Origin of the sequence: Shewanella mangrovi (assembly GCF_000753795.1) — a bacterium.
GTDB lineage: Bacteria > Pseudomonadota > Gammaproteobacteria > Enterobacterales > Shewanellaceae > Shewanella > Shewanella mangrovi.
On record NZ_JPEO01000011.1, the window covers coordinates 29,339 to 54,701 of the forward strand.

General features: G+C 39.8%; 25 protein-coding genes. 2 read left to right on the plus strand and 23 right to left on the minus strand.

Translation table 11 applies throughout. The features are described 5' to 3' along the window. Positions 1 to 2 precede the first annotated feature (2 nt). The 17 genes from HR45_RS13395 to HR45_RS13475 all read right to left on the minus strand — a co-directional run bounded on the left by HR45_RS13395 (position 3) and on the right by HR45_RS13475 (position 18,542). Positions 3 to 1,412, minus strand: coding sequence for a mannose-1-phosphate guanylyltransferase/mannose-6-phosphate isomerase (locus HR45_RS13395; protein ID WP_037443797.1), 1,410 nt, complete (start codon positions 1,410 to 1,412; stop codon positions 3 to 5). Between the two features lie 23 nt (positions 1,413 to 1,435). After that, a complete protein-coding gene (locus tag HR45_RS13400) occupies positions 1,436 to 1,888 on the minus strand; it encodes a GDP-mannose mannosyl hydrolase (protein WP_037443938.1) in 453 nt (150 codons plus the stop codon). A 2-nt stretch (positions 1,889 to 1,890) separates the two neighbouring features. Continuing rightward, positions 1,891 to 2,850, minus strand: coding sequence for a GDP-L-fucose synthase (fcl, locus tag HR45_RS13405; RefSeq protein WP_037443800.1), 960 nt, complete (start codon positions 2,848 to 2,850; stop codon positions 1,891 to 1,893). Positions 2,851 to 2,852: 2 nt separating this feature from the next. Continuing rightward, complete coding sequence (gene gmd, locus HR45_RS13410) at positions 2,853 to 3,986, minus strand: GDP-mannose 4,6-dehydratase (RefSeq protein ID WP_037443802.1); 1,134 nt, start codon at positions 3,984 to 3,986, stop codon at positions 2,853 to 2,855. Between the two features lie 8 nt (positions 3,987 to 3,994). Then, the gene (locus HR45_RS13415; RefSeq protein WP_162180657.1) at positions 3,995 to 4,768 is read right to left on the minus strand and encodes a glycosyltransferase; all 774 of its coding nucleotides are present in this window, start codon (positions 4,766 to 4,768) and stop codon (positions 3,995 to 3,997) included. After that, entirely contained in the window at positions 4,737 to 5,303 is a 567-nt protein-coding gene (locus tag HR45_RS13420; protein ID WP_162180658.1) for a DUF1919 domain-containing protein, read from the minus strand. The genes HR45_RS13415 and HR45_RS13420 overlap by 32 nt, the downstream gene beginning before the upstream one ends. A 71-nt stretch (positions 5,304 to 5,374) precedes the next feature. Next, entirely contained in the window at positions 5,375 to 6,196 is an 822-nt protein-coding gene (locus tag HR45_RS13425; RefSeq protein ID WP_037443805.1) for an alpha-1,2-fucosyltransferase, read from the minus strand. Then, the gene (locus HR45_RS13430) at positions 6,193 to 6,996 is read right to left on the minus strand and encodes a family 6 glucosyltransferase (protein WP_052074736.1); all 804 of its coding nucleotides are present in this window, start codon (positions 6,994 to 6,996) and stop codon (positions 6,193 to 6,195) included. Before HR45_RS13430 ends, HR45_RS13425 begins: the two co-directional genes overlap by 4 nt. Continuing rightward, positions 6,996 to 8,198: a hypothetical protein gene (locus HR45_RS19450; protein WP_156104075.1), complete on the minus strand. Its 1,203-nt coding sequence runs from the start codon at positions 8,196 to 8,198 to the stop codon at positions 6,996 to 6,998. The genes HR45_RS13430 and HR45_RS19450 overlap by 1 nt, the downstream gene beginning before the upstream one ends. Next, the gene (locus HR45_RS13440) at positions 8,179 to 9,336 is read right to left on the minus strand and encodes an O-antigen ligase family protein (RefSeq protein ID WP_037443810.1); all 1,158 of its coding nucleotides are present in this window, start codon (positions 9,334 to 9,336) and stop codon (positions 8,179 to 8,181) included. Before HR45_RS13440 ends, HR45_RS19450 begins: the two co-directional genes overlap by 20 nt. Next, a complete protein-coding gene (locus HR45_RS13445) occupies positions 9,333 to 10,355 on the minus strand; it encodes a glycosyltransferase (RefSeq protein ID WP_037443812.1) in 1,023 nt (340 codons plus the stop codon). The genes HR45_RS13440 and HR45_RS13445 overlap by 4 nt, the downstream gene beginning before the upstream one ends. After that, positions 10,352 to 11,341 (minus strand): exopolysaccharide biosynthesis polyprenyl glycosylphosphotransferase, encoded by a 990-nt coding sequence (locus HR45_RS13450; RefSeq protein ID WP_052074737.1) that lies wholly within the window; start codon positions 11,339 to 11,341, stop codon positions 10,352 to 10,354. Before HR45_RS13450 ends, HR45_RS13445 begins: the two co-directional genes overlap by 4 nt. A gap of 243 nt (positions 11,342 to 11,584) precedes the next feature. Next, positions 11,585 to 12,538 (minus strand): Wzz/FepE/Etk N-terminal domain-containing protein, encoded by a 954-nt coding sequence (locus tag HR45_RS13455; protein WP_037443816.1) that lies wholly within the window; start codon positions 12,536 to 12,538, stop codon positions 11,585 to 11,587. A gap of 86 nt (positions 12,539 to 12,624) precedes the next feature. Beyond that, a complete protein-coding gene (locus HR45_RS13460) occupies positions 12,625 to 15,357 on the minus strand; it encodes an SLBB domain-containing protein (protein WP_037443818.1) in 2,733 nt (910 codons plus the stop codon). A gap of 528 nt (positions 15,358 to 15,885) precedes the next feature. After that, positions 15,886 to 16,383, minus strand: coding sequence for a transcription/translation regulatory transformer protein RfaH (rfaH, locus tag HR45_RS13465; protein WP_037443819.1), 498 nt, complete (start codon positions 16,381 to 16,383; stop codon positions 15,886 to 15,888). Between the two features lie 193 nt (positions 16,384 to 16,576). After that, positions 16,577 to 17,683: a response regulator gene (locus HR45_RS13470; protein WP_037443821.1), complete on the minus strand. Its 1,107-nt coding sequence runs from the start codon at positions 17,681 to 17,683 to the stop codon at positions 16,577 to 16,579. Between the two features lie 82 nt (positions 17,684 to 17,765). Then, positions 17,766 to 18,542 (minus strand): MlaA family lipoprotein, encoded by a 777-nt coding sequence (locus HR45_RS13475; RefSeq protein ID WP_037443823.1) that lies wholly within the window; start codon positions 18,540 to 18,542, stop codon positions 17,766 to 17,768. A 211-nt stretch (positions 18,543 to 18,753) separates the two neighbouring features. Between HR45_RS13475 and HR45_RS13480 the strand changes: the two genes are divergently transcribed. Next, positions 18,754 to 20,661 carry a hypothetical protein gene (locus HR45_RS13480; RefSeq protein WP_156104077.1) on the plus strand — a complete coding sequence of 636 codons (1,908 nt, stop codon included), beginning with the start codon at positions 18,754 to 18,756 and terminating at the stop codon, positions 20,659 to 20,661. A gap of 2 nt (positions 20,662 to 20,663) precedes the next feature. Next, positions 20,664 to 20,981 (plus strand): EscU/YscU/HrcU family type III secretion system export apparatus switch protein, encoded by a 318-nt coding sequence (locus HR45_RS13485; protein WP_037443826.1) that lies wholly within the window; start codon positions 20,664 to 20,666, stop codon positions 20,979 to 20,981. Positions 20,982 to 20,986: 5 nt separating this feature from the next. On the opposite strand, the gene HR45_RS13490 is transcribed toward HR45_RS13485, so the two are convergent. The 6 genes from HR45_RS13490 to HR45_RS13515 are packed head-to-tail and all read right to left on the minus strand — an operon-like array spanning position 20,987 to position 25,344. Beyond that, positions 20,987 to 21,391: a DUF2802 domain-containing protein gene (locus tag HR45_RS13490; protein WP_037443828.1), complete on the minus strand. Its 405-nt coding sequence runs from the start codon at positions 21,389 to 21,391 to the stop codon at positions 20,987 to 20,989. A gap of 30 nt (positions 21,392 to 21,421) precedes the next feature. Further along, complete coding sequence (locus HR45_RS13495; RefSeq protein ID WP_037443831.1) at positions 21,422 to 21,913, minus strand: chemotaxis protein CheW; 492 nt, start codon at positions 21,911 to 21,913, stop codon at positions 21,422 to 21,424. 7 nt (positions 21,914 to 21,920) lie between these two features. Continuing rightward, on the minus strand, positions 21,921 to 22,907 hold the full coding sequence (locus HR45_RS13500; protein ID WP_037443833.1) for a chemotaxis protein CheW: 987 nt from the start codon (positions 22,905 to 22,907) through the stop codon (positions 21,921 to 21,923). After that, positions 22,891 to 23,682: a ParA family protein gene (locus tag HR45_RS13505; protein WP_037443835.1), complete on the minus strand. Its 792-nt coding sequence runs from the start codon at positions 23,680 to 23,682 to the stop codon at positions 22,891 to 22,893. The genes HR45_RS13500 and HR45_RS13505 overlap by 17 nt, the downstream gene beginning before the upstream one ends. A 41-nt stretch (positions 23,683 to 23,723) precedes the next feature. Beyond that, positions 23,724 to 24,212: a hypothetical protein gene (locus HR45_RS13510; RefSeq protein WP_037443837.1), complete on the minus strand. Its 489-nt coding sequence runs from the start codon at positions 24,210 to 24,212 to the stop codon at positions 23,724 to 23,726. Further along, complete coding sequence (locus HR45_RS13515; RefSeq protein WP_037443839.1) at positions 24,205 to 25,344, minus strand: protein-glutamate methylesterase/protein-glutamine glutaminase; 1,140 nt, start codon at positions 25,342 to 25,344, stop codon at positions 24,205 to 24,207. The genes HR45_RS13510 and HR45_RS13515 overlap by 8 nt, the downstream gene beginning before the upstream one ends. Positions 25,345 to 25,363: the final 19 nt, after the last annotated feature.

Below are 25,363 nucleotides of genomic sequence, written 5' to 3' on the forward strand. Positions count from 1 at the left end.
AGTTAACAACGCCCATACTTATCTTCGAAACGAACAATATCATCTTCACCAAGATATGAACCTGACTGAACCTCTATGAGCTCTAAAGGCACTTTTCCTGGGTTTTCTAATGCATGCACCGCTGTAATCGGAATATAAACCGATTCATTTTCAGTAAGATATTGATCATTACCATCAATAGTGACCTTTGCTGTGCCACTTACTACTACCCAATGCTCAGCACGATGATGATGCATTTGAACAGACAGCTTTGCTCCCGGCTTAACCGTAATACGTTTCACTTGGAAGCGTTCACCATTATCGACTGAGTCATATTTCCCCCAAGGACGATAAACCTCCCGATGATGCTTCCATTGACTACGGCCTTCGCTCTTGAGCTGTTCAACGATCTTCTTAACCAGTTGAACATCTGTCTTTTTAGCAACAAGTGTGGCGTCCTTTGTGTCAACCACCACCACATCATCTAGTCCGATAGCCGCAATAAGCTTTTCTTGTGAGTGGAAATAAGAATTAGCACAATTAACGGAAATGACGTCACCTTTACAGGCGTTGCCGGATTCATCTTTATCACTTATTTCCCACAGTGCCGCCCAGCTACCAACATCACTCCATTGACAATCCATTGGCACAACTACGGCATCTTGGGTTTTTTCCATTACTGCATAATCAATAGAATTTTCTGGACACTGACTAAAGGCATCAGCATCAACTCGAATAAAATCTGCATCTTCATTGATATGGGAAATAGCTCTTTCACAAGCATTGTAGATATCTGAAGAAAACTTTTTAAGCTCCTCAAGATAACGACTCGCTTTTATCAGAAACATGCCACTGTTCCAGTAGAATTCACCGCTGACTAGATAACGTTCGGCAGTAAACAAATCAGGCTTTTCCACAAACTGATCAACTTTATATACGGAATTGTCACCATTGGCATGACCACGCTTAATGTACCCATAACCGGTTTCAGCAGATGTAGGCACTATGCCGAAAGTAACCAGTTTCCCAGCATCGGCACTAGCAATGGCTTCAATAACCGTATTGCAAAAAGCCTTTTCATCCTTAATGACATGGTCTGCCGCCAACACCAGCATTAGGGGGTCATAACCTTTTTTCAGTGAATGAAATGCTGCAAGAGCAATAGCTGGCGCAGTATTTTTTCCTATTGGTTCGAGTAAAATACCGCTGTGCTTTGAATTCGAAAGACGTAACTGTTCAGCCACAGAAAAACGGTGCTCATGATTACAAATAATCAATGGTGGTTGGTGCTCTAAAGACTCTAGTCTTGCCGCTGTAGCTTGCAGCATTGACAGGTTTCCATGAAGCGTTAGGAATTGCTTTGGGAACAATTGCCTTGATAACGGCCACAGTCGCGAACCAGAACCTCCGGCCATGATGACGGGCAATAACATGTAAATCTCCTTAAAATCCCTTATTACTTCTGAACATACCACTTAGTATGCAAATGGACGTTTTCGGATACTGTAAGTACGTCCTTTGAAAACCAGCCATATTGAGTATGCTGTCCTTTTGGCAGACTATCTAGGTTGATGTCTGCAAGTAACTCATATCCTAAAACGACATAGTGCGTAGAAAATGCGGAGTCAGAAAAATTATCAGGATAGAAATGCTCGAACACACCGATGAACTTAGCCTGGCTTTCGGGAATAGAGACGCCTAGTTCCTCCATAGTCAGACGGATAAACGCCTCTTTAATACTCTCATCCTTAAGTATACGTCCCCCAGGAACAAACCAATATCCTTGGGCAGGACGATTGGTACGTTGGCCTAGTAGATAATTTCCATTTGTATCTTTAACAACCAAATCTATTGATATCAAAGGCGTGCTACGAACAACCTGAATAAATTCACACTCTGGCAGTTTCAATATCAACCTCGAAAATCATCCAAATGGTTTAAAAACCACTGGTAGGTACTTTTTAAGCCATCTTCAAGCTTTATGCTGTAACTCCACCCCATCTGCCGCAAACGAGATACATCCATAAGTTTACGCGGTGTACCATCAGGTTTAGACGCATCAAACACAATATTGCCTTGAAACCCGACTACTCGAGCTAAGGTTTCAGCCAACTCCTTAATTGAACAATCTTCACCCGTTCCAACATTGATATGGGAAAGCATAGGCTCAGAGTTGGCTTCGTATGTTTCTTTGTCGAGATCCATAACAAAAACTGATGCCGCAGCCATATCGTCAACGTAAAGGAATTCACGCTTGGGAGTACCAGAACCCCAAACAGAAATTTGAGAAGCATCCGCTAACTTTGCCTCATGAAAGCGACGCATCAAAGCGGGGACTACATGAGAATTCTGTGGATGAAAATTATCGTTAACACCATACAGATTGGTAGGCATAACACTTCGATAGTCACGCCCATATTGACGGTTATAAGACTCACATAACTTAATGCCAGCTATTTTAGCTATAGCGTAAGGTTCATTTGTTGGCTCAAGTACACCTGTCAACAAGGCAGATTCCTTCATAGGTTGCTCGGCGAGTTTGGGATAAATACAGGAGGAACCTAGAAACAACAGTTTTTGAACACCATGTAAATGGGCAGCTTGGATGATATTCGTTTGGATTACTAAATTATTATAAATAAATTCAGCAGGATAACTATTGTTAGCAACAATTCCGCCAACCTTAGCCGCAGCAAGATAGACTTCATCGATTTTTTGATCACAAAAGAAGCGGTTCACCGCTTCTTGATCCAAGAGATCAAGCTCATTTCTACTTCTGGTGATAACTTCAATACCAGATCGTGCATACAATTGCCTAGCAATTGCAGAACCCACCATACCATTATGTCCGGCGACAAAAACCCTTTTCAAAGTTAGTCCTCCAATGACAATGAGACATCGTGTCCATGGGATTTCAAAAGCGCATAACGTCTAGCATTTTCAAGATCTGAAGCAACCATTTCGGAACACATTTGTTCAACAGTAATTTCAGGTACCCAACCAAGTTTAGCTTTAGCCTTAGAGGGATCTCCTAATAATGTTTCAACTTCTGCAGGTCTGAAATATCGAGGATCAACACGGACAATTACATCCCCGACGTTGACACCTATAACTTTATCACCGGCGATGGAGATAACCGTAGCTATTTCATCCACACCGGAACCACTGAATTCAAGTTCAATACCAAGTTCTTTTGCCGATAAACGCACAAACTCGCGGACAGAAATTTGCTTGCCTGTTGCAATGACGAAATCTTCGGGTTGATCCTGTTGAAGCATCATCCACTGCATACGAACATAATCTTTTGCATGCCCCCAATCACGTAGAGAGTCCATGTTACCTAGATACAAACATTTTTCTAGACCTTGCGAAATATTGGCTAAAGCGCGGGTAATTTTGCGAGTCACAAAAGTCTCACCACGGCGTGGTGATTCGTGATTAAAGAGAATTCCGTTACAAGCATACATACCATACGATTCTCGATAGTTAACGGTGATCCAATAAGCATATAATTTAGCTACGGCATAGGGAGAACGAGGATAGAAAGGAGTTGTTTCTTTCTGCGGAATTTCCTGAACTAGACCATAAAGCTCAGAAGTAGAAGCCTGATAAAAACGAGTCTTTTTCTCCAGACCACAAATGCGAATCGCTTCTAAGAGACGTAGCGTTCCCATCGCATCAACATCTGCTGTGTACTCAGGTGATTCGAAAGAAACAGCCACGTGAGACATTGCACCGAGATTATATACTTCATCAGGTTGGATTTCCTGAATAAGGCGGACAAGGTTAGAGGTATCAGTAAGATCACCATAGTGAAGAACAAAATTAGCATTGCCTTCATGTCGATCTTGATAAATATGGTCAACACGATCAGTATTGAAAGATGAAGATCTACGCTTTATACCATGAACTTCATATCCTTTTTCTAGCAGCAACTCAGCTAAATAAGAACCGTCTTGACCGGTTACACCAGTAATTAAAGCAACTTTTCCTTCATGACGACGCATATCAAAATTTACCTTTTAAAAAAGAAATAAAAAAAACGGATAGAAAAAGGGATAATTAATTTTGGATTATTCAATGTCCGCCTAAATAACACAGCTAACATGTCAGCATAAGAAGACTTCTTCCCTTTACTTTGAGATTTATGAACTCTATAGTTGATAAGAAACTGAGGTAGATTATAAGCTTTGATTTTTTTATTGAATATTAAATCAGTCCACAACTCATAATCCTGAGCGTTTTTGAATCCCTTATACCCCCCAGTACTATAGAGTACAGACTTTCTAAACATAACTGCGGGGTGACAAAAAACATTAGAAAATGCAAGTTTATAACTAATAGATTTATGGTCAATAGGGTAAGTAATTTTTTTTAAAAAACTTCCACTAGAGTCAATAACATTACAAAAACTACCTACAAGAGAGTAATCGCTATTTTTCTCTAAAAACTCGTATTGTTGTGCTAATCGTGAAGGGAGACTAACATCATCTGCATCCATACGAGCTATATACTTGCCTTTAGCGATATCTATTCCTAAGTTCAAGTTATAGCTGAGATTACTGATATTAGAGTTAAGGAGAACTAATCTGTCATCTAATTTACAGTAATCAGCAATCAACGATTGAGCAGATTCTGGTGCATTATTCAAAACTACAATCAACTCAAATTCATGAAACGTTTGGGACAATATACTATCAACAGCCTCTTTTAAAAAGTCAGCTGAGTTAGCACACAATATAACAGAGATATGAACATTATTTCCCATTAATCCAACCAACCAAATCAAAATACTCCAAATATTCTGCAAACAAAACTATCACGCCTACAGCATCCTGATTACTATATTTTTGACACCAAACAAGACTTTTAATATCAGAATGTAATTTAGATGAGAATAAAACCTTATTTTTATATGGTAAACTGTCAAATAAAACCATATCGTCATAACTAACCAAATCTCGATCAGTCATTGTGAAATATATATTGTCGAAATTGACTCTCGTAATTCTACTGACCCATTTCTCCTTTGCAATATCAAAATTGTCATAATGTAAAAAATGCAACTCAATATCACCCAACTTACCTACCGGATAATTAAAATCATCAACCCATTTACTACTAGCAGCTTCCTCCAAATCCAATTCAAGATAATGATTCAAATTACTACAAAATTTTATGTAATCGCTTCCATAAAAAAAAAGCCCAATAGTTGGAGAATTAAATGGTAAATTGAAGTCTTTATAGATAGAACCAGCAAGGCAATTATCAGAAATTATTGTAAAGTCTCTATTCAATATTCTACCGCCAGTTAGAAAAGTCATCCTATACTTCTTTAAAATTAAGTTAGCAATCTTTCTATAAACTTTAAAAAAAAATTTCATATAAAACCTAATCAATTTTCAACAGAAGTCCAATCTGAAAGTGACAAATTCCTTTCATCATCCGTATAATATCTAACGGGGTAAAAAACATCTGTAGCAGATGACAATAAAGCAGCCCATATACTGAAGGTACTATTCGCAACACAAATATTTTCACCACATGATATTAATAATAAATCAAGGTAAGATTTATCTCCGTTATTATGATCAACAAAGACAGTGTCTTGAGGAAAAATCCCTGATTCTTTACACCAAACAATATCATTGGAAAACACATATACTTTATTGAGCGTCGAACGTTCCAAAACCCTTTTGTAATATGAAGAAGAGCAAACCGCGTAATAAGAATTAGCGCTGAGGTAATCTCCCCTTCTAACGTGTAAACATAAGCCTAAATTATTTTTTATTTCGTTCATTAATAAATAATTTTTGTTATCAATAAATTCGGAACGAAAAGATATCATTTTTGAATATGACCGGGCTGTATTCATATTTTGGAAATAACCAAAATAAAATGGCAAAATTCCTTTGCCGAAATCGGTACTAAAAATACAAACTTTACTAAACGAAATTTTTTTTAATAACTTATGAAATACAATTAGAAATAAAGTAAAAATAGAACTCTTAAAAACAACTCCATCAATAGTTTTTAATTTATCCAATTCAAAATCAACTATAGTTTGCTTTAATATCTTTGATTGAAAAAAAGACGAATCCACGATAGATGTATCAACTATTATATCAGAACGAGTTCTTTCATGTAAATATAATGCATGAGTAAGCTGAAAAAGTTGATTGCCAAGACCACCATTTAATATGACTCTACTTTTCATTTTTTAATAATTAACCTTTTAATTATTTTTTTCATCACTCTTATAAGATATATATCACTCGAACAATTAACTTTCTTAATATCTTTATACCAACTAAAACTATTCTTAGACCTCATAAGAATATAGATATCATCTTTCTTTTCAAAATCTTCAGGATAGGAGAAAGCCCCGGACAATATGGAAGTATCTTTGTAACTTAAGCTATTTAGATACTTGTTCAAATGAGATTCGTCGTGAGCCCTTGCTATAATATTTCTTGACAAGTCCAAATTGATATTTTCTCTACAACGGTATATTAATTCTAGATAGTTATTTGCCTTTCCACCACTTAAACAACCTTGTAAATACACAGATCCCTTTTTAATGTTTTTTATGTATGCCGTTGACTTTTTTATTCTTCTTTCATAGGGGAGAAATAAATACCTATACCCATAGTAACCTGGGTGTTGAACACCAACTAAATTTTCATCGTTTGGAAAAATATCTTCAATATAAATTTTTCTCTTAAAGGATGCATTCGCATTGAAAAAAAATATATAATCAAAATCCTTCAAAACCTCCTTGATTTTATAAAAGTATTCAAATCTTAGAAGTGTATTTAAAGGCCATGATAGGTTATCAATTTTATATGTATTAACATTTGTTTTTTCAACATTATATATATCATCATCATTATTGTCAGTAAATATAAAATATGACTTACTGTGGTTAGGAAGAAATGATTCTTCACAGGAAGTATAAAACTGCTCCCAAAAATCGATATAATTACCTGTGCATACATACAGGATAGCTGTATTCATTAAATTTTACCAACCTTTATAAAAGTATTTATATAACAAAAAATAAATATAACGTTAACAACGATGAAGAGTGAAAGAATATTAGATAAACTTATACTTGATAAAGCGAAGAGAAACGTAATTACTGCAGAAGCGATAGATGTTGAAATTTGAACAGAGTATTTTGCATAAGCATTTAACTTGACGCTCAACAAATCTCTAATTTGTATAATTAAAAACACAAAAATAACTTGAGGCAAATAGCCAAAGTCTACCTCTTTTCCTGAATAATATTTAACAATAGTTGGAGATATCAGATACATAATAAAGCACCAGATAATAACCCCAATAAGAAATAGACCATATAATTTAGATAATGTTCGACTGATATCCGATGATGAAACAAGTGCGTTAGATTTGTGTGATAAATGTTTCATCCAAAGTATAGGTGCTACAGCCGAAAACAATTGCAACGGAAAAAAAATAAATTTCTGATAAAGTGTGTATTCACCAAAAAACTCTGAACCACCAACATTAAAAATTGAATAATTCAAAGATAGCATAAAAAGGACTTGTCCTAATTGACTAAAAAAATATTGTACATCTACACTGCTTATCGTGAAAGATTTTCTATAAAATGAAAAATTGAGATATTTTTTTATGTAAAGAAAAACATTTGGAATTTTAAATGGAGAAAACCATAACACAACAAATATTTTATTTAAGGACCATAGACAAGAAATAATTAAAATCGAGGTTTTATTAAAAGCCATAAACGAAATTATGACTAATACCAATAAAATAGAAATAAACTCAAACAATCTATATTTAATACTACAATTTTTGAAATCAAAATAAATACAAATCAACGGCGGAATGACTGAAAACAAACAAACAGACAAATAAATTATAATTTCCGCTTGGTAAATTAAATAAGATGATAGCAATAATAATGATACAGTAGTGACTAAATATAACAACCTCACAAAACCATCTTGAAATACCTTACATGATTTATACGTCCCTGAACCAGATAACTCGTCTCTAAAGGACGCAGATATTCCACTTTGAAAAATAGTGGCATAAATAGAAATTGATATTAAAAATGAAAAATAACCAAAATTTTCAGGAGAATAACAACGTACTAATAAAGCTGGTAGCAAAAAAGAAATTGAAATATTTAAAATCTTTAATAGCCAAACACTAAGTATTATTTTTTTCATATTTTAAGCACAAACATAATACTGTAAACATCCAAAAAGGCTGATAGATTAACAATCCTAAAAAAAGATTCGCGATGAGATACCCGATTAGAATAGTTCTATTCAATCCACAAGAAGAAATAAATAAATGAAAAATCAAAAATATAAAACCTGCAAAAAAAACAACCCCATAACTTCTAAAAATTTCCAAATACAAATTATGAGCACCAAGTATACGGCCATTTACGGACACTTTTGAACCTGAAAAGGAATCACCAAAAATAGGTGAATCGTTAACTTTAGCCAATTGGGTATCAATTATTTGCAATCTTTCATTGGTTGATGAATTAGCATTACCTTCCCTCTCACTTTGAATAAATGAAAATGAAATTACTGCAAAGATAGCTATAACAATAATCATAATAAAACTTCTCGTTCTATGTTTCTTATTGAAAAATACTAGATAACAAAGAGAATAGATAGCTGAGAAGAAAAAGGCCAATAAAGCACCTCTAGAAATAGTTGCTATCAAAGCAAACAATATAAAACTAAAAACAAAAAGATCTATTTTATTAACACTACTTGAAAAAATCCGATTAAGAGTTATCAATAAACCTGGAAGTAAAGTATATGCAAAATAATTAGGGTCTCCATTTAATGGACTAACTCTAAAGCTAAAGCTATAACCTTTCGCGGCAGATAAATAAGTTCCATACTCTATCCCAAAAAAAAGGGAATGATAAGTAATAATACTTATTATTTGTAGTACTACTAATATCCCTCCAAATAAGGAAACCAAAACAAAATGCCGCTTTAAAAAACTGAAAAGATTATATTTTGAGACCAAGACAAAACAAAAAAATATGACTAACACTCCCCTGAATACATTTATCTCAACAGGAATATTTATCTCTTTGATGTTTATCAAGACAGTAATCAACATTGTGGAGAGGATAGATATTAAAACAATCCACTCAACTATACTAATTCTCTTAGATGTAAGCCCACCACAAATTATAAACGCTAATAACGCGATGTTTGCAATAAAACTAAACGAAACTGAAGGAAAAAATGATAACAAGTTATTTAAAGGAAAAGTATATATCAACGAACTATAAACATTAAGCAATATACATAACTTTGCAATATCATCTTTCATAATTCGAAAACATGCCTATAATCTTGAATTACTGTATCAATCAAAAAAGCATCTTTACAAATCAACGCATTTTCTATATATATTTCACTGTTGCTAGTAAATTCTTTTAAAGCTTTGTACAGTTCGTCTACACTATTATTTTGTACAAGTACTCCATTATTTTTTATCAATAATTCAGGACAACCGCCGACATTGCTAAGTATTAGTGGCAACCCAACAACTGCAGCTTCAAGCCCTGACATTGGAAGGCCTTCACTATCAGAGAGTAAAATAAAAAAATCATATTTATGGTAATCAGAAAAATTATAAACTTCACCTTTATATTTTACTTTATCACCCGAATGATACTTTTTTCCTAAAGGACCATCTCCATAAACATCTATTTCTATATTTAAATCATTAAATTTTTCTATTTCATCTAATAAATCAATTCTCTTTGGAAAGCTCAAGCGCGCGACAAAAACCCCATTAAGAATGCCAGAGTCGTTTCTTATTCTTGTATCTCTCTTGATCTCAGTCGATGGAACACCAGTAGGCAGATAGACAACTTTATTTTCATTTATTCCAATTTCTTTTATTGCTTTATCGTAATCAACTCTAGAAACACAAATAATTTTTTTTGTCAATGATGAAAATATTTTTTCAAGAAATATAAAGAAAAATCTAAAAGCACTTTTTTGATAAAGACATGACCATCCATGAGATACATAGTAACAACTCACTGATAAGAGTCGACAGACTACACGTCCATAAATACCTGCATTTGCCGAACTTATAATGACACAATCGGGATCAATATCCTTAACTAACTTATAAAGTTCTATATATGCACTAATCGAAACGAAGTTACTTATTCCAGGTACAAATTTACACTCAAAAGATGTATGATTTGTCAACCAACCGGGCGAAGAAGTAATGACTATATGTTTATGCTCAGGAAATGCATTTATTAAATTAAAAATCCATTTTTGAGCGCCACCAACTTCAGACTTTGTTATTAAATGGACTATTTTTTTCATCGACCCATACCAAATAAAACAACTTTTATCGTTTTCAAGAGAATCTTTATATCAAGAAAAGTGCTATGATGTTTAATATAGTAAATATCGTATTTATGTTTCCAAATTGCGTCTTCTATTGAAGCCCCATATGGATAACTAACTTGAGCCAACCCCGTCACCCCCGGTTTTACAGCATGCCTAAATCTATAATAAGGGATCTCATTTTCAAGTTTTTCAATAAATACTTCTCTTTCCGGTCTTGGCCCGACGATAGACATTTCACCCTTTAAGATGTTAATAATTTGTGGCAACTCATCAATTCGGGTCTTACGTATAAAATTACCTACTTTTGTTACACGAGCATCATTTTGGCTTGCCCACTGTGCACCCGATTTTTCCGCATCATTTCGCATTGAACGAAATTTTATCACTTCAAATTCATCATTATATTGGCCTGTACGTCGCTGTTTATAAAAAACAGGACCAGGACTTTCGAGTTTAATAGCTAGGGCTGTTAATAATCCTATTGGAATAGCAAGAGTACTGAGTAGAAATGCTACAAATAGATCAACAATTCGTTTAGCTAATTGTGTACGTCTAGTTGACAAAATTGAAAATGCTTTTTGATGCAAAAAATAACCACTATGGAGTAAGCGTACTTCGGTATAACCGAGTCGTCCGTCTAAATAGCTAACTAAGGGCTCTACCCAAGCACCTAACTCTGTTGCTTTTACTAAAAACTGCCGTTGCGCTTTGTTTAACCGAGCGCTTTCGAAATGGCAAATTACTTTACAACTGAGATCGCTGATGCTGTAATCATTAACGACCATATCAAACGAATAGTCATCAACAATTTCACCTATTTCTAATTCTCTATCCTCAGGGCAATAAACATAAATAACCTTCTGATTTAGTTTTTGCGGCTTAGTTTTAAAACGATTTCCTACCGTCTTAATCCGTTGAAACTCCTGAGTATCAACCGTTTTATTAACTCGTATATTCATATAGAGGCCAATATTCGTTAATCTTTCAAATGTACTTAGAGCGAACTTGTTTGTGCTGTTGCTCTAGATCCACAATTATTAGTTCTTTGCTTAAAAATGCTTTTTCGTCTCTGCACGCCAAACCAGCCTGAGACAGATTTTTTCCATTTTGAGACACTCAAAAATCGCTAACTCACTGTAATTACTTGATTTAGCCTACCAAGGAAGCCCCTCCCCAATAGGCCTAGTTTTTCAAGTATATTTTTATTTCCTTAAAAAATATCGAACTAATACAATAAACACTGCTAGCATCCCGCCTAGGAATGTACCTAAAACACAAATTAAGGCGCGTTTAGGTTTAAATTTTTCCTCTGGAACAACTGCAGGGTCGATAGTTTTAAAAATATATTCATTGCGAACTTCAGCAAACATTATCGTTTTAGCTTGTTCTTCGACAAGTTTGTAGAGTACAGACCTAATATCAGCAACATTAGTTTGCTCGATCTGCTTTTCTAAATATACAGTGCTGCGTTTAGCTTCTTCGACGTCTCGTTCCTTCATAACCTGATTAATATCATTAATTAACCATTCAACCCATTGCTTGGCGACATAAGGAGATTTATGTTCTACTGCTATTGTGACCAATCCTGAGTCTTTATCTTCAGAAACTGACAATATTTTCGAGAACTCCTTGTAAGCTTCTTGCATGGATGGTTCTGGCGCTTTCGGTGGTTTAACTTCACGAACCCAAGTATTTTCTTCTGAATTATAGATATCGGAGTCAAATGAAATCTTGTTAGAAGAACTATCCCACTTTTTGACAGCCATTAACACAGGTAGAATTCTGTGATTGGCTATAAAATCAGAAGTAAATTTGCGAGATTTCAGTACTTCTATCGCTAGTCCAGTTTTGTCAGTGTTACCTTTTCCTAAATTGACACCGGCTAGACTCGCCAATCCACCAAACTGGCCAGCTAGAGCAGAGAGCCCGCCTCCTTGAGATTCTTCTGCCGGAGCAAGCGTTGCCTCAGATTTGTAGATGTTTGGCATCCAAAGCGCCAACCCTACAGCACCAACCGCAAATAAAAATGTAATTGCGATTATTACTACTTTTCCAGCCCATAAGACTGAAAATAACTCTCTTAAATCAATTTCGTCTGAATTAACTGACGTTTGATGGATGAAATCTGCGTCTTTTTCTGAAATTGTATTAGGCATATAAAAAGCGCTTATAATATGTGTTGATTATTAAATAATGTAAGTAATTAAAGCAGGTCAGTATTATTACCAACCTGCTTTATTAGCTACAGATTACCAAGAGCAGCCAGCGCAACGGCTGAGTTATATATTATGCCGGTGACCTGTGACCACAACGTTAGGTTGTCTTTATATTCTGTGTCCAATGGCACCACAATTGTATCGCCAGCAGAGAGCTTTTCATCTTCACTAAACCAAGAAGATTGATCAGGCAGCATTACCGAACCGTCCGCCTTAATCACATAAACTCGTTCATCATCAGCGCGCTTTCTCATCCCACCAGCTAATTTAATGTACTGATTAATGGTCAAATCATCTTTGTATCGGTGGCTAGACGGATGTTGCACTTCACCGACAATCGAAACCGTTTCCTTCTTGGAAGGAACATAGAGTATGTCTTTGTTCTCTAGTTGCAGATCAGCCTGCTTAACTCCCAAAGAAATTGCTGGAAGGTCGATGACTAGACGGCCGACTGCTGGAATACTTTCCAAATCATTCAGCATTTGTTGAGCGTCGGCATAGTTTATTGAGCTATTTTCACTTGATAGCCCCTTGGTTGCTATTTCCCGTCGCAACTGGTTAGCAAACTTGCGAATTTCGATTTCTTCCTGTTTTTTCAAAGAATCTCTTACAAACACAGCTGAAGACAGGTAAGCGTTGTCGGTAAATCCTCCAGCCCGCTGCAATACGTCTTCTAGCGTTTCACCGCGGCGGATACTATAAACACCTGGAAATTTGACTTCTCCACGGATTTCAACGGATTGACTTTCTTGCCACTCTGGAATTCTCATCACCGTGATTACGTCACGAGACTGAATTTTCTTACCATGAGTTTTGTCTGAAATTTCGTCTTCGAGATTCACGTACTGATGTGTAAGTGAAGAATCCTCAGCTGTAGTAACAACTCGAGAGAGTTCCGCACGCTTAGTGTAAGCCCCTTCGCTTAGCCCCCCTGCGGCGGTGATTAAGTCTGCCACGGTTGCATTGATAGCAACGGGATACGGGCCACTAAAGCGCACCTGACCATTAACAGCTGCGATTTGAATGTCGTTGCCAGCACGCGTTTGACGTTTTAATTTAGCCAGAATTGGGTATAACAATTCATTGCGGTTTAGCTCTGCACTGACTTTAATCAAATCCTTGTCGTCGAAAATATGCATCAGCATTTTTTCAACTTCCGAAGCAACGATTTTTGCATCGCTAGCAGCAGTATCTGTCTGTTGTTCTTCTACGACCACACCTGCGACATCAGTACGTTTACTTACACCGCTTGCTAGTTCAAATCCTGACTTAAATAAATCACCACCAGTCAGTGCTTTGTCGTTGTTAGTTGTACCACTAAATACTTTTATTTCTTTGATGCGTTGATTTACTAGCTTGTTCAGTTCATAGCGATTACGCAGATTGTCTGCTGCATTGAAAATGACAATTTTATCTTTAGGAGCAAGCGTTAAGTTATCCTGACTTTCGACGGCACTGATTGCTTGCGCGGGTGAAAACTGCAGAACTTCGATATCACCATATTTATTTGTTTCGCGTATCACCAAGCCGTAGTTAAGATCGGCACCAGTGAGTAAATCGCTGCCGATAGAAGGCAGTAATGACGCTATTTTCTGCCCTTGCTGCCATTGATAAGCCCCTGGACGCACAACTGCACCGATAATAGTGACGGCGTTGTCGTAGTCTGAGGAAGCGCTTTTAACCCTCAAATAATCACCATCTTGAGCGACAAATTGCAGGCCAGCAGTAGACGTTAAGTCCACTGAGATTACTGATTTAAGTCCATTATTATTATAACGCTCCACGGTGCTAGATTTTGGATATGCTCCAGCGGTAACGCCTGCCGCCATCTGCAACACTTGCGCAAGCGTTTCTTTCGGCTTTAACTCATAGATAGCGGGTCGTTGAACATCACCATCAACACTTATCGATGGACCGACTGCTGGAATAAAAATTACATCACCAGACCGCAATGGCACATCGTGAGATGAATCCCCTTTCAAGAGCAAATCATAGAGGTCAAACGTAGCGACTACTTTTCCAGCACGTTTTAGCTGGATATTACGCAAAGAACCAATATCGCTTACGCCGCCAGAGACAAAGAGCGCTTGAGTGATAGTCGATAAACTTGAAATGGTATAAGAACCAGGCTTATATGCATCGCCCGCAATAAACACTCTGATTGAGCGCAAATCACCCATGGTAATATTGGCTTGCACACCTATCATCTGCTGCTTTACTTTTTCACTAATAACATCTCTTAACTGTGAAAACGTTAAGCCAACAGCATTGATAGGCCCCAGCTCTGGGAACTGCAATGTGCCATTTCGGGTAATGGTAAGATTGTATTGAGCACTTTCTTTACCAAATAACTGCACATTAATAGTATCACCGGGACCAACCATGTAATCGGTTGGTATCGGCGTATCTGACGTTGGCGCAAAGGTGGTTGGCGCCCCTGCGAACATCTCATAGCCAAAGCGCTGCAGCTGTATTTTTTCTTCTAAAGGTGCTTTTTCTTGGTTAGCGTCATCTTTAGCGGATGGTTTTGCGTCTCGCGGTGTCACAACTTCCGGGCTACCCACGGTTTGGCTTGATGACACTGTTGATTGAGCAGAGAGCTGACTTGGATCTATGCCATACTGACGAGCAATTCTTTCTTGTTCAGATCGGGGTAGATTTTTAAATTGCTGTATCATCTGTGGTGATATAGATGCTGCAGACACATATGCCGCATTTAGCGATATACATGCGACCAGCATAATTATTATTTTTTTCATTAGACCTGACACTCAAAAATCTCCATTGCTAAGGTAACTTTGATCATCTCATTCAGAAACGTTCAAATTTCCGTCAGAACCAACCTTTCTTTTAGAACTAATTTTCTAACGCGACTAAATTCAGGCGTTTTTTAAAAGCGAGGGCGCGCATAAATATGAAGACAACTTAACCGCCTGAGCTAACTAATATTTTGTCCACGCGCAAAAAAAGTCACTATACTTAACCTTTAGCCTCGATTGACAACCGAAATGAACTGCCTCCGCAGCTTTGAATCAGTTCAAGCACGACGAGGATAGCGATTTCACTCATCATTGAAATTGATGTAGTTAATGCTATTTAGGCACGCTACCGCCCTTGGATTTAGGCTCCCAAAATGCCTTTATCAACCATTTTTTCATATCTAACAAGTAGTTAATTAGATAACCATCTAATCTATACTGAACGTCTTTGATTCAGAAGAAACAAGCCTCAGCCAAATGATTATCTAAATAACGCTCTATTATCTATGGAGCTGTAGCTACCGCAACTCAAATAGTAACTAACTCCAATTCAGACTCATCAACCTCAACCTCTTGCTGCTTGCCCAGAAACTTAAACAGCACCTTACATCGCCTGTCGCCACATTTTTCATGAAAAATGCCCGATAGTTCGCAGAAAGGACCTGAAGTAAACTTGACTTGTTCGCCCGACTTGATTTGTCGTGCAGATACGAGAGGAGCTTCAAGCTCTTGTAGCTTGAGACGAGTGATAAAGATATCTGCTAAAGGAATCATTCTTTCAGAGCAGTCAACCAACCGAGAAACGCCTCTAGTAGAATGGATTTTGCTCACGCTAAATTCTGTCGGATCAAAATTGACGAACAAATAATTGGGGAAAAGCGGGGATTTTTTGACTGTAGAAAGGCCTTTTTCCTTCTTCTCCACCTTAATCATAGGCAGATAGGTTTCTAGTCCTTGTAGCCCAAGGTTAAGCTGAGCTCGTTGCTCGCTTTTAGGCTTACAATACAGTAGATACCAACCTTTCATATAACGCTCACTTCAATGTTTTCGGGGTAGATGTCCTATCTAGTGCCCGGCATCATAGCAAAGTTGCAACAGTGAGTGAAAGACAAAGTTGGTCGGAAATTTACTTACAGTTCTTTACGTCGTTGTTTTTAGTAAAGATGGTTTTTTTTTGTCCATCAAATTTAACGATTGGCGATTTTTTAACAACGTTAACTTAATTTTCTGGGGATAATTGAAAATATCCACCAGCAGGCAGTTCAGGGCGATATTCCACTCCAGAAAACAAGTTTCTTGAAATAAAATCCTTGTGTGTACGGTTTTGCGATAAGACGCAGATTTTTTCACCTTTTTCGAGAATCCTGACATGCCCTTGGCAATCGTCCCATTCAAGTAGTCCCAATTGAATGGTCGCGGGTAACATTAGCGGCGTAAAATCTTCGTCTTGGCGCAAAAAGCACCTCAACCCGCTACCCGCCTGAGCGATTCTAGTGGTGCGAGAGGAGAATTCATATACAACCAAAATCATATCGGTATAGAAGCCCATACCGGAGTGAACAAGACGTTGATTGATAAACCCAAGCATTTTACAGGGTTCTAATTCGACGCCTTGCTTTTGTAGCTGTTGCACACTTTGATGAACAAAGTTACGTAGCAAGACGCTAGCAAAGGCCGCTTTGTTATCTTCTGGATAGAAATGAGCCATGTACATGACGAGATGCTGGCAACCTACTCTTTCAGAATCAATAAAGTACGGTGAGACGTCATTACCTGTAAACAAGCTAAATTCAAAGTTCGCTTGCTGGTAATTTACCGTAGAGGCTGAAAATAACTGCTGTTGAACACTTCTGGCTGCGTTAGCATTTCTTTCTAACAGCGCAAGATGCTCATTCAACTCTTGATAAGATAATTCATCTAAGTCTTGAGCTAGGTTACCGTCTTCACGAGTAACATGACGCAAACTCTCGTTAATGGCGTGCTCTATCTGATAGAGATCTGAAATGGGTTTTACCAAGTAATCAGACGCCCCCAAGCGCAGCGCATCTGACACAATTGACATATGCTGATTACCAGACATCACAATAGCGGGAATGTAGGCACCAGCTTGCGCCAGCTCATGCAGTAGCTCAAGCCCCGTCATATTGGGCATGGTTAAGTCGGATAACAGAATATCAAACGATTCGGAAAAGAACTGTGCCAGTGCAATCTCGCCATCGCCAGCCTCTGTGACTGAAGCACCGCGGCTCCGGAGAAAAGAAGCCACGATATTACGAAAGACAGGATCGTCCTCGACTAATAATACTTTTATTGCATCAAGCGCCATACAATTCCCTACATTGCTGACGTGACACACAACGAGAACTATAGCGCCTTAAACTTAGGCTTCTAGCACGACGATTGTGTAACTACTCCAGCTCCTGCATGTACTGGTCAAGCAACTCATCATCATCGTCCTTTTTTGATGGTATTTTACCGTCATACACTTTGTAATCCACATATTGGATATACGCATCCTTCACAAAGCTGTATGGGTCGAGTGCATTATCTACTAAACGTTCTTGATCTATCGCTGCGGCTCTTGCACTTAGCCCCTTGAGTCCCCAGCGTAAAATCGTTTGCCACATATTAAGATCTTGTAATGGGAAGTATAGACTATCAACCCAATCCGTCGTTATTTCACGCGTCACATAAGGCCCCATAAACGGCGCCATAAAATAGGGGCCATTGGGCACGCCGTAGTAGCCTAAAACTTCGTTAAATTCATCCTGCTTTCGCGGCATTCCCATCATGTCTGCGACATCAATAAGGCCTAATAGCCCCACAGTGGTATTCACGACAAAACGACCACCGGCGTTTGCTGCCCAATGCCATTTACCTTGCAAGGTGTTATTCACTAGTGAGCTCGGTTCTTCAAGGTTTTGCAGAAAGTTATCTAAACCTGATTTAACTGGCATCGGCACATAATCACGATAACCATGCGCTACCGGGCGTGCGACGTATTTATCCAAATAGTTGTAGTTGAAATTCCACATTGCCCGGTTGAATCCTTCCCATGGGTCACGCGGATCGTTATAGGTGATCGAGACAGGCGTTTGCTCGTCTGCATTCTGCTGCTCTTCAGCAAACACTGAAGCATTACAGGATAATAATGCGGCGATCAGCCATAGCCGATTGAATTTCATATCACACTCTTTAATTGAAGTTACTACAAATAAAATGCTGGAGTTAGCTAAAGGATGTTGTCGATAATGACGATAGTATTCCTAGCGGTTGTTGAACTTTATTTCCCTATTTAAGCTCACCTTTAATAGGATACTGCGCATGCTGGCAAGGTCAAATCTATATTTTAATAAATAGGTCCAAAAAGGTCTTTTAAAACGGTAATTTGAAACAATGAAGTCAATCAACGAGACAATACCTCTGTCAATGACAGCTAACATCAGTAGCGATGCGACCATAAAAAATGCAGCGCTGCTTCCGGTATTGGTCTCATATACTGATGATTCTATTGACGTCGTTATTCAAGGTCAGCGCTTCACCCTTGCCAACAGCGCGACTTTCGATGAGTTAACAAGGTTACAACTGGCCAGTTCAGATAACGTATTGAAGATTTCATCGACTTCAAATCACATATTACAAGGGACAATGCTGCAGCTCGGCGAAAAGATTGTTTTATCCCTTCCAAAAGAGTTACTCACAGCGGCTAAACTCACTGATAGTGAGTTATCACAACTACAAACGCTCGCAAAACGTGAGCAAGGTTATCCGCTACCCGTCGCCACAATTTCAGGCAATAAACTCAGTTTCCCAGCAAGTAACACGATTAATCTACCAGCGAATGTGCAGTTAAATGATGGCAATTACACTGCAAAAATATCTTTAACAAACAATATACTATCGCTGCAATTACAACCAATTAAAAGTGAGATATTCGTTCAGCTTACGCCAGCAGCACCTGCGCCTATGCCAACGTCCCAAACACCGACTGCAATACCAGATGCTGATGCGATGCCGCAAATTGTGGTGGCAAAAAACGATTTAGCGCAGGTTGCATCCAGTTGGATGCATCGTTTAGAACGCCAGTCATGGACGAACACCGCCAACGTAGAACCATCAGCCAGCACGACGTCAAAACTGACGCCTGACGCCATCGCAGAGATCAAAGCGGCAGCGCCTTCACCTACAACCACTGCCGACAAAGGTCAGATGCAGGCACCTAAAAACACTCCTAATCCAACGCAGCTGCAGGATAACCTAGCTGCTGCTAACAGTAACGTCTCAAAAAAAGGTAATGACGCGCAAATTAAACCTGACAACGGTTTAGTCCCGCAAATTTCAGCCAATAAGCCAACAAAGGCTAGCATAAAGGCCGCGCCGACTGAGATTTTAACGCCAGCTAAAGCCGGACAGACGGCAGCCGAGCAAAATGTTGCCAGCTCCGAATTAACATCTCAGCTAAAGAAAGCTGAGTTTGGCAGTAATAACGTGCTGACAAAAGCCCTCTACAGAATGGGATTGACACCACAAACCGATGCAGTAGCGTTGCCCAAGCACAACCTAGCGGCAGCGCTGATGAAGGCGTTACCAGAACTAACACCTCGTTTATTGACCGAATTAGTTGAGCCAGAAAAGCTACAACAAGAGCTGCTTGCATCACTTAACTTTCAAGCATCGCGTGTCTTTACCACTTTACCGCCTTCTCAAAGCGACTCTATTGCCTTTATGTTTCAACTGCTATTGGGCGCCCGCATGAATAACCCAACGGCTTCGGCGCCAATTACACAACGGTTGAAACAATATTTAGAATCGCTACAGGCCAGTAGTGGTTTAAGCGGAAAGTTACTTGAAGCATTGGAACGCAGCAGAGGACTTGAGAGTATCAGCCATCTCGTTAGCTCCATTCGCCTATTTCAACAATCTTCCCAAGAGCTTGCCGGTCAAGGTTTTTATTTTGCTCTACCTTATCAGCTGGATAATCATACCGAGCAATTTGAGGGAAAATTTGAGTACGATGAAGCTAATACTGGCGAGCAAGCGGCCAGAGGTTGGCGCTTACAACTCAAATTTGCGCTGACGAACGGTGCAATGCTAGTCAACGCATTTGTACAAGGTAAATCACTTAGATTGGAACTTACAAGCAGCAGTGAGTCGTTATTACAACGTATTACCACCTTTGAATCACTTTTAAATGATAAGTTATCTCAGGTTGGATTTAACGTAGATAACATTCAAATGCGCATGGGCAATGTGCCAGCGAGCGTGTTGCCCGGCGATCATGTGTTAGTAAAAGTGAAGGTTTAACGATGACAGACGAATCGGATTCTAAACGAGCAAAACAGGCCACCGCATTATTCTATGATGGTAAGTCTGCACCACAGATTACAGCTCAGGGCAAAGCGTTATTAGCTGAAGAAATTATTGCGTTAGCAAAAGAAGCGGGGGTTTTTATACATGAGGATGAGCATTTAAGTAACTTTTTACAGATGCTTGAAGTCGGTGAAGAAATCCCTAAAGAGCTGTATTTGCTGATCGCTGAGCTAATCGCCTTTGTTTATATGCTTGATGGCAAATTTCCTGAGCAGTGGCACAATTTGCATCAAAAAATCGTCATGAAAGCCTAAGCGCGCTACTTGCTATGTAATCGAAGCAACAATTCTGCCTCGGCCTTCGGTAACTCACATTCTCGCATTAACTCATCGACGCCAGCACCTAGCTGCACCATTTTAATTGCACGGCTATACATGCGTGCTTGCGGCTCTTGCTGAATCGCCTCATCGAGTCGCGCATCTTGCGACGATAACTGCTTTTCAAGTTCTAGCACTCGTCGCCCGACACCAATAGTACCGTTGCGTAACTCGTGTACCTCTTGCCGCAACGAATCGCGCTGCTTATCGGCCTCTTTAACCAATAAGGTCAATGCATCGACTTTAGCGCTAAGCTGACGACGGAGCTTGCGTTGGAAAAAAACAAGTGCCACCACAACGGCAATAAATACTGCAACTAAGGCAATTAACAGCTCATCGCCTATCATTGGCGGCAACTCCTTTGGCATCCAATCACATTATATTTGGGATAGCTCAGCCCACTCTTCATCAGACAAGAGCTTGTCCAAGTCAACGAGGATCAATAGCTCATCACCACGATTGCTCACACCTTGAATGAACTTAGCACTTTCTTCAGTGCCAACGTTTGGTGCATTATCAATTTCAGAACGACGTAGGTACACGACTTCAGCAACGCTATCAACCAAAATACCAATAACTTGCTTTTCCGCTTCAATAATCACAATACGGGTAGAATCATCGACTTCTGCTGACGGTAAACCGAAACGTGAACGAGTATCGATTACCGTAACAACGTTACCGCGAAGATTAATAATCCCGAGTACATAATGCGGGGCGCCGGGAACTGGCGCAATCTCAGTATGACGCAGCACTTCTTGCACCTGCATCACGTTGATACCGTAGGTCTCGTTATCCAATTTAAACGTTACCCACTGGAGCACGGCGTCATCTTTTGCCGCAACGGCAGCTACGTTTCTTGATTCAGTCATAATTACCTCAGTTTATTGGATCCTGACAACCCAAACCGGCATTGAGCATGTCTATTAGCGATTGAACATGCAAAATGCCACACATCTGTTCTTTTACCACTCCGGCCAGCCATGGGCGCTTACCCGCTTTACCACGCCAATTGACCTGAGACTTATCAATTTTTACTGCATTAATGAGGGATTCGCAGGCGAGCCCCCAATTACTATTTTCCAATACTACAAGATATTGATAATTTACAGATTGCGCCAGTTTCTCATCATATTTTTCTGGCATAACCCACGCGGCAGTGTTTACAAGGTTAAGTTGCGAATCACGATATTGCTGGACACCTAAAAACCACTTAGGGCGTCCGATAATATGATTGACGTGCTCAACTTGCACGATGCCACCCAAACTGATTAGCGGAACAGCTAACGTTAAGCCTGCGACCTTAAAAAACAGTACCTGAAATTCATCATCCAGCTGCTCATCAAGTGCAGTCGGCTCTATTGGTGGCGCCACAGAAGCTTGCGTTGCTGGTGCTGTCTCTTCTTCAGTCTCGGACTGACGCTCTTCAATTATTGCAGTCGCCGGTTTTTCAGCAATTTTTTCAGCGACTTTTGTGATAGGCACAGCATCTACTTGTGGATCAGCTGATGTTTCAACCTTGGTATTTTCCGTTGTAATGCTGGCAGTTTTCACCTCAGGCACCACAGAGGAGAGTAACTTTTCCAACGCTTGCTTATCTAAGTTGCTAGAAGCAGGTTTATTATCAAGAGCCAAGGCTCTTTCTACTGCTTGTTGCTTCTCAGCCACCACTTCAGGTTGCGGTATAGCTGATACAACTTCTTGCTTGACCGGTTTAGCATGACGCTTAGCAATAGCTGCTGTATCTATCTCTTCCGCAACGTTGACTTGGCGTTGTACTGCTGCTTGTTGAGCCTGAACCTCTTCAGGCTCAGACAACAGCAAGCTAAAGTAATCAAAAACAGTCTCATCAACCGATTTTGACATGCGTGAAGTCTCCGTTTTGCAAATATTCTAATAAGCGTTCATACGCCTTAACCCCGCGGGATTGAGGCGAATAATGTGATGCTGGTAAATGAGCCAAGCTGGCATCCCTAAATTTGGTATCGACAGGAATAACATCCGGCCATAGTTTATCCCCATAGACCTCACTTAAATGCTGCAACGCTGCCGGCGAGGCCTTGGTACGGCGATCATACATAGTCGGGATGATAGAGAAGCTATAACGCACTTTTTTTGAACGGCCCATAAGCTCCATGGTTTTTATCATGCGATCTAGCCCTTTAATGGCCAGAAATTCAGTTTGTACCGGCACCACAATATGATCACTTGCCGCTAGCGCATTTACCATCAATACCCCTAAGACTGGTGGGCAATCGATAAGCGCGACATCATAATCTTGCGTCATCAATTTGACTAGATTTCTGAGCACTAATCCCATTCCCTCTTGATGTCCTAGAGAGCGATCAAGCGTCGCTAACGCCATTGTTGCAGGCAGAAGATCAATACCTTCAACAGACGTTGGCACAATATGTTGTTTGATGAGTTCGCGAGACAGGTGTTGATGGGATAAAAAAACGTCGTATAAGGAGCCTGGGATCTCTTCAGAGTCGATACCTAGATAATAGCCAAGCGATGCATGCGGATCGGTATCAATCATTAATACACGTTGACCGCGCGCAGCTAACACACCTGCGAGGCTGGCAACAGTAGTGGTTTTTCCTACTCCACCTTTCTGATTGGCTATGGTCCAGACGTTCACTACTAGGCCCCTTGTGCTGTTAGTCTAGCAATATCAATCGATTATTGATTATCGATATTTCGCGTTGTAATTATTATACCGCCATGTTCAAGCGAAACGACGTTAACGCCTTGTGCAATATTTCCTATCGTCGACAACGCGTCACCCGTTAGAACTTGTGCTTCATTATCTGCGGTCTCAGCCTCGGATAACTGATTTGTGATTGGCTCACGCGTTGTATTGTTACGAGTGTCCGGATTATCGCTATCTAACGCCTGTTGTTGCGTCATTTGCCCTTTAGAAACCGGTTTTACGGCTTGTAGTAGCGACGCAACCTGTTCAGGATGCAGTTGCATCCAATTAGCAATCAACTCCGCCTGTTCTTTAGGCACCATCAACATCACTTGAGAATCTTGCAGCTTATCGACCTGCTGCTGCAGTTGCTGATTTTGGCTATAAAAACGCCACGCAGCAGTGGCAAGCGCCATTGAGGCGACCACCAATAAAAAAATCGTCAATCTATAAGCAGTGTTTGCTGATGTATCAGCCACGTCCCGACTCTCGAATGATCGACTCAGCCATGCTATCCAGTGCAATAGACTGAGTTGAGATACCAGCCGCGGTTACTGCTTGTGGCATTCCATAAACCACGGAAGAAGCTTCATCTTGGGCCCAGATGGTAGCGCCAGCAGATTTCAACATCCGCGCACCTTCACGCCCATCCGCGCCCATCCCCGTCAATACAACTGCGAGTACATCACCACCAAAAATCTTAGACGCAGACGCAAACGTAATATCCACTGAGGGTTTGTAATTCATATCCGGTGTACCAGCGAGGACTTTTAATCGGCCAGTCGTACCACTGCGCTCAATCATCATCTGCATGCCACCAGGCGCCAAATAAGCGCAGCCCGGCCGCATCATGTCGCCATTACTCGCTTCTTTAACTTCTATCTGACATAAGCCATTTAAACGCGCTGCAAATGCTGGCGTAAATGCCGCAGGCATATGCTGGATTAACAGAATCGGATGCGGATAATTCGCTGGAAACTGTGTCAAAATCTTTTGCAATGCCACCGGGCCACCGGTTGAGGTGCCAATCAGTAAGGTACGATAACGTTTACCACTCGCTTTAATTGGCGCCGCAGGCACAGAGCGGTGGCTCTCAGCGCGAGGCTCTTCTCTGCTTGATGACAACGTCTGGCTGCGTTGCAGACGTGGTTGCACCGATGTCGAGGCACTTGTTGGCGTTCTCGACGACAACGGCCTAACTGGACGATATACCCGACGTCGCCCTAACGCTTTAACTCGCTGCTGTAATAGCGCTATCGCCTCATCTTTATTGGTCGCAATATCTTCAAAACGCTTAGGAAGAAAATCGAGAGCTCCAGCATCCAATGCATCTAGCGTTGCCTTTGCCCCTTCGTGGGTTAAAGAAGAGAACATTAAGATAGGAGTAGGATGGCTTTCCATAATGCGCTTAACCGCAGTAATTCCATCCATCACAGGCATCTCAATGTCCATGGTGATGACCTGTGGTTGTAACTCAGCCACCATTTTCACAGCTTCAGCACCATTTGCAGCCATGCCCACTACTTCAAGATCAGGATCCTGACTAACAATTTCACTTACACGACGACGAAAAAAACTGGAGTCGTCGACAACTAATACTTTAATACCCATTAAAATCCCTATCCATGGC

Bases quoted from the DNA above. Each gene is read 5' to 3' on its own strand.
- HR45_RS13395 (WP_037443797.1), bottom strand. From the start codon at position 1,412: ATGTTATTGCCCGTCATCATGGCCGGAGGTTCTGGTTCGCGACTGTGG.
- gmd (WP_037443802.1), bottom strand. From the start codon at position 3,986: ATGCGTCGTCATGAAGGAAAAGTTGCTTTAATTACTGGTGTAACCGGT.
- HR45_RS13420 (WP_162180658.1), bottom strand. From the start codon at position 5,303: ATGACTTTTCTAACTGGCGGTAGAATATTGAATAGAGACTTTACAATA.
- HR45_RS13425 (WP_037443805.1), bottom strand. From the start codon at position 6,196: ATGAAAAGTAGAGTCATATTAAATGGTGGTCTTGGCAATCAACTTTTT.
- HR45_RS13430 (WP_052074736.1), bottom strand. From the start codon at position 6,996: ATGAATACAGCTATCCTGTATGTATGCACAGGTAATTATATCGATTTT.
- HR45_RS19450 (WP_156104075.1), bottom strand. From the start codon at position 8,198: ATGAAAAAAATAATACTTAGTGTTTGGCTATTAAAGATTTTAAATATT.
- HR45_RS13440 (WP_037443810.1), bottom strand. From the start codon at position 9,336: ATGAAAGATGATATTGCAAAGTTATGTATATTGCTTAATGTTTATAGT.
- HR45_RS13445 (WP_037443812.1), bottom strand. From the start codon at position 10,355: ATGAAAAAAATAGTCCATTTAATAACAAAGTCTGAAGTTGGTGGCGCT.
- HR45_RS13450 (WP_052074737.1), bottom strand. From the start codon at position 11,341: ATGAATATACGAGTTAATAAAACGGTTGATACTCAGGAGTTTCAACGG.
- HR45_RS13455 (WP_037443816.1), bottom strand. From the start codon at position 12,538: ATGCCTAATACAATTTCAGAAAAAGACGCAGATTTCATCCATCAAACG.
- HR45_RS13460 (WP_037443818.1), bottom strand. From the start codon at position 15,357: ATGAAAAAAATAATAATTATGCTGGTCGCATGTATATCGCTAAATGCG.
- rfaH (WP_037443819.1), bottom strand. From the start codon at position 16,383: ATGAAAGGTTGGTATCTACTGTATTGTAAGCCTAAAAGCGAGCAACGA.
- HR45_RS13470 (WP_037443821.1), bottom strand. From the start codon at position 17,683: ATGGCGCTTGATGCAATAAAAGTATTATTAGTCGAGGACGATCCTGTC.
- HR45_RS13475 (WP_037443823.1), bottom strand. From the start codon at position 18,542: ATGAAATTCAATCGGCTATGGCTGATCGCCGCATTATTATCCTGTAAT.
- HR45_RS13480 (WP_156104077.1), top strand. From the start codon at position 18,754: ATGAAGTCAATCAACGAGACAATACCTCTGTCAATGACAGCTAACATC.
- HR45_RS13485 (WP_037443826.1), top strand. From the start codon at position 20,664: ATGACAGACGAATCGGATTCTAAACGAGCAAAACAGGCCACCGCATTA.
- HR45_RS13490 (WP_037443828.1), bottom strand. From the start codon at position 21,391: ATGATAGGCGATGAGCTGTTAATTGCCTTAGTTGCAGTATTTATTGCC.
- HR45_RS13495 (WP_037443831.1), bottom strand. From the start codon at position 21,913: ATGACTGAATCAAGAAACGTAGCTGCCGTTGCGGCAAAAGATGACGCC.
- HR45_RS13500 (WP_037443833.1), bottom strand. From the start codon at position 22,907: ATGTCAAAATCGGTTGATGAGACTGTTTTTGATTACTTTAGCTTGCTG.
- HR45_RS13515 (WP_037443839.1), bottom strand. From the start codon at position 25,344: ATGGGTATTAAAGTATTAGTTGTCGACGACTCCAGTTTTTTTCGTCGT.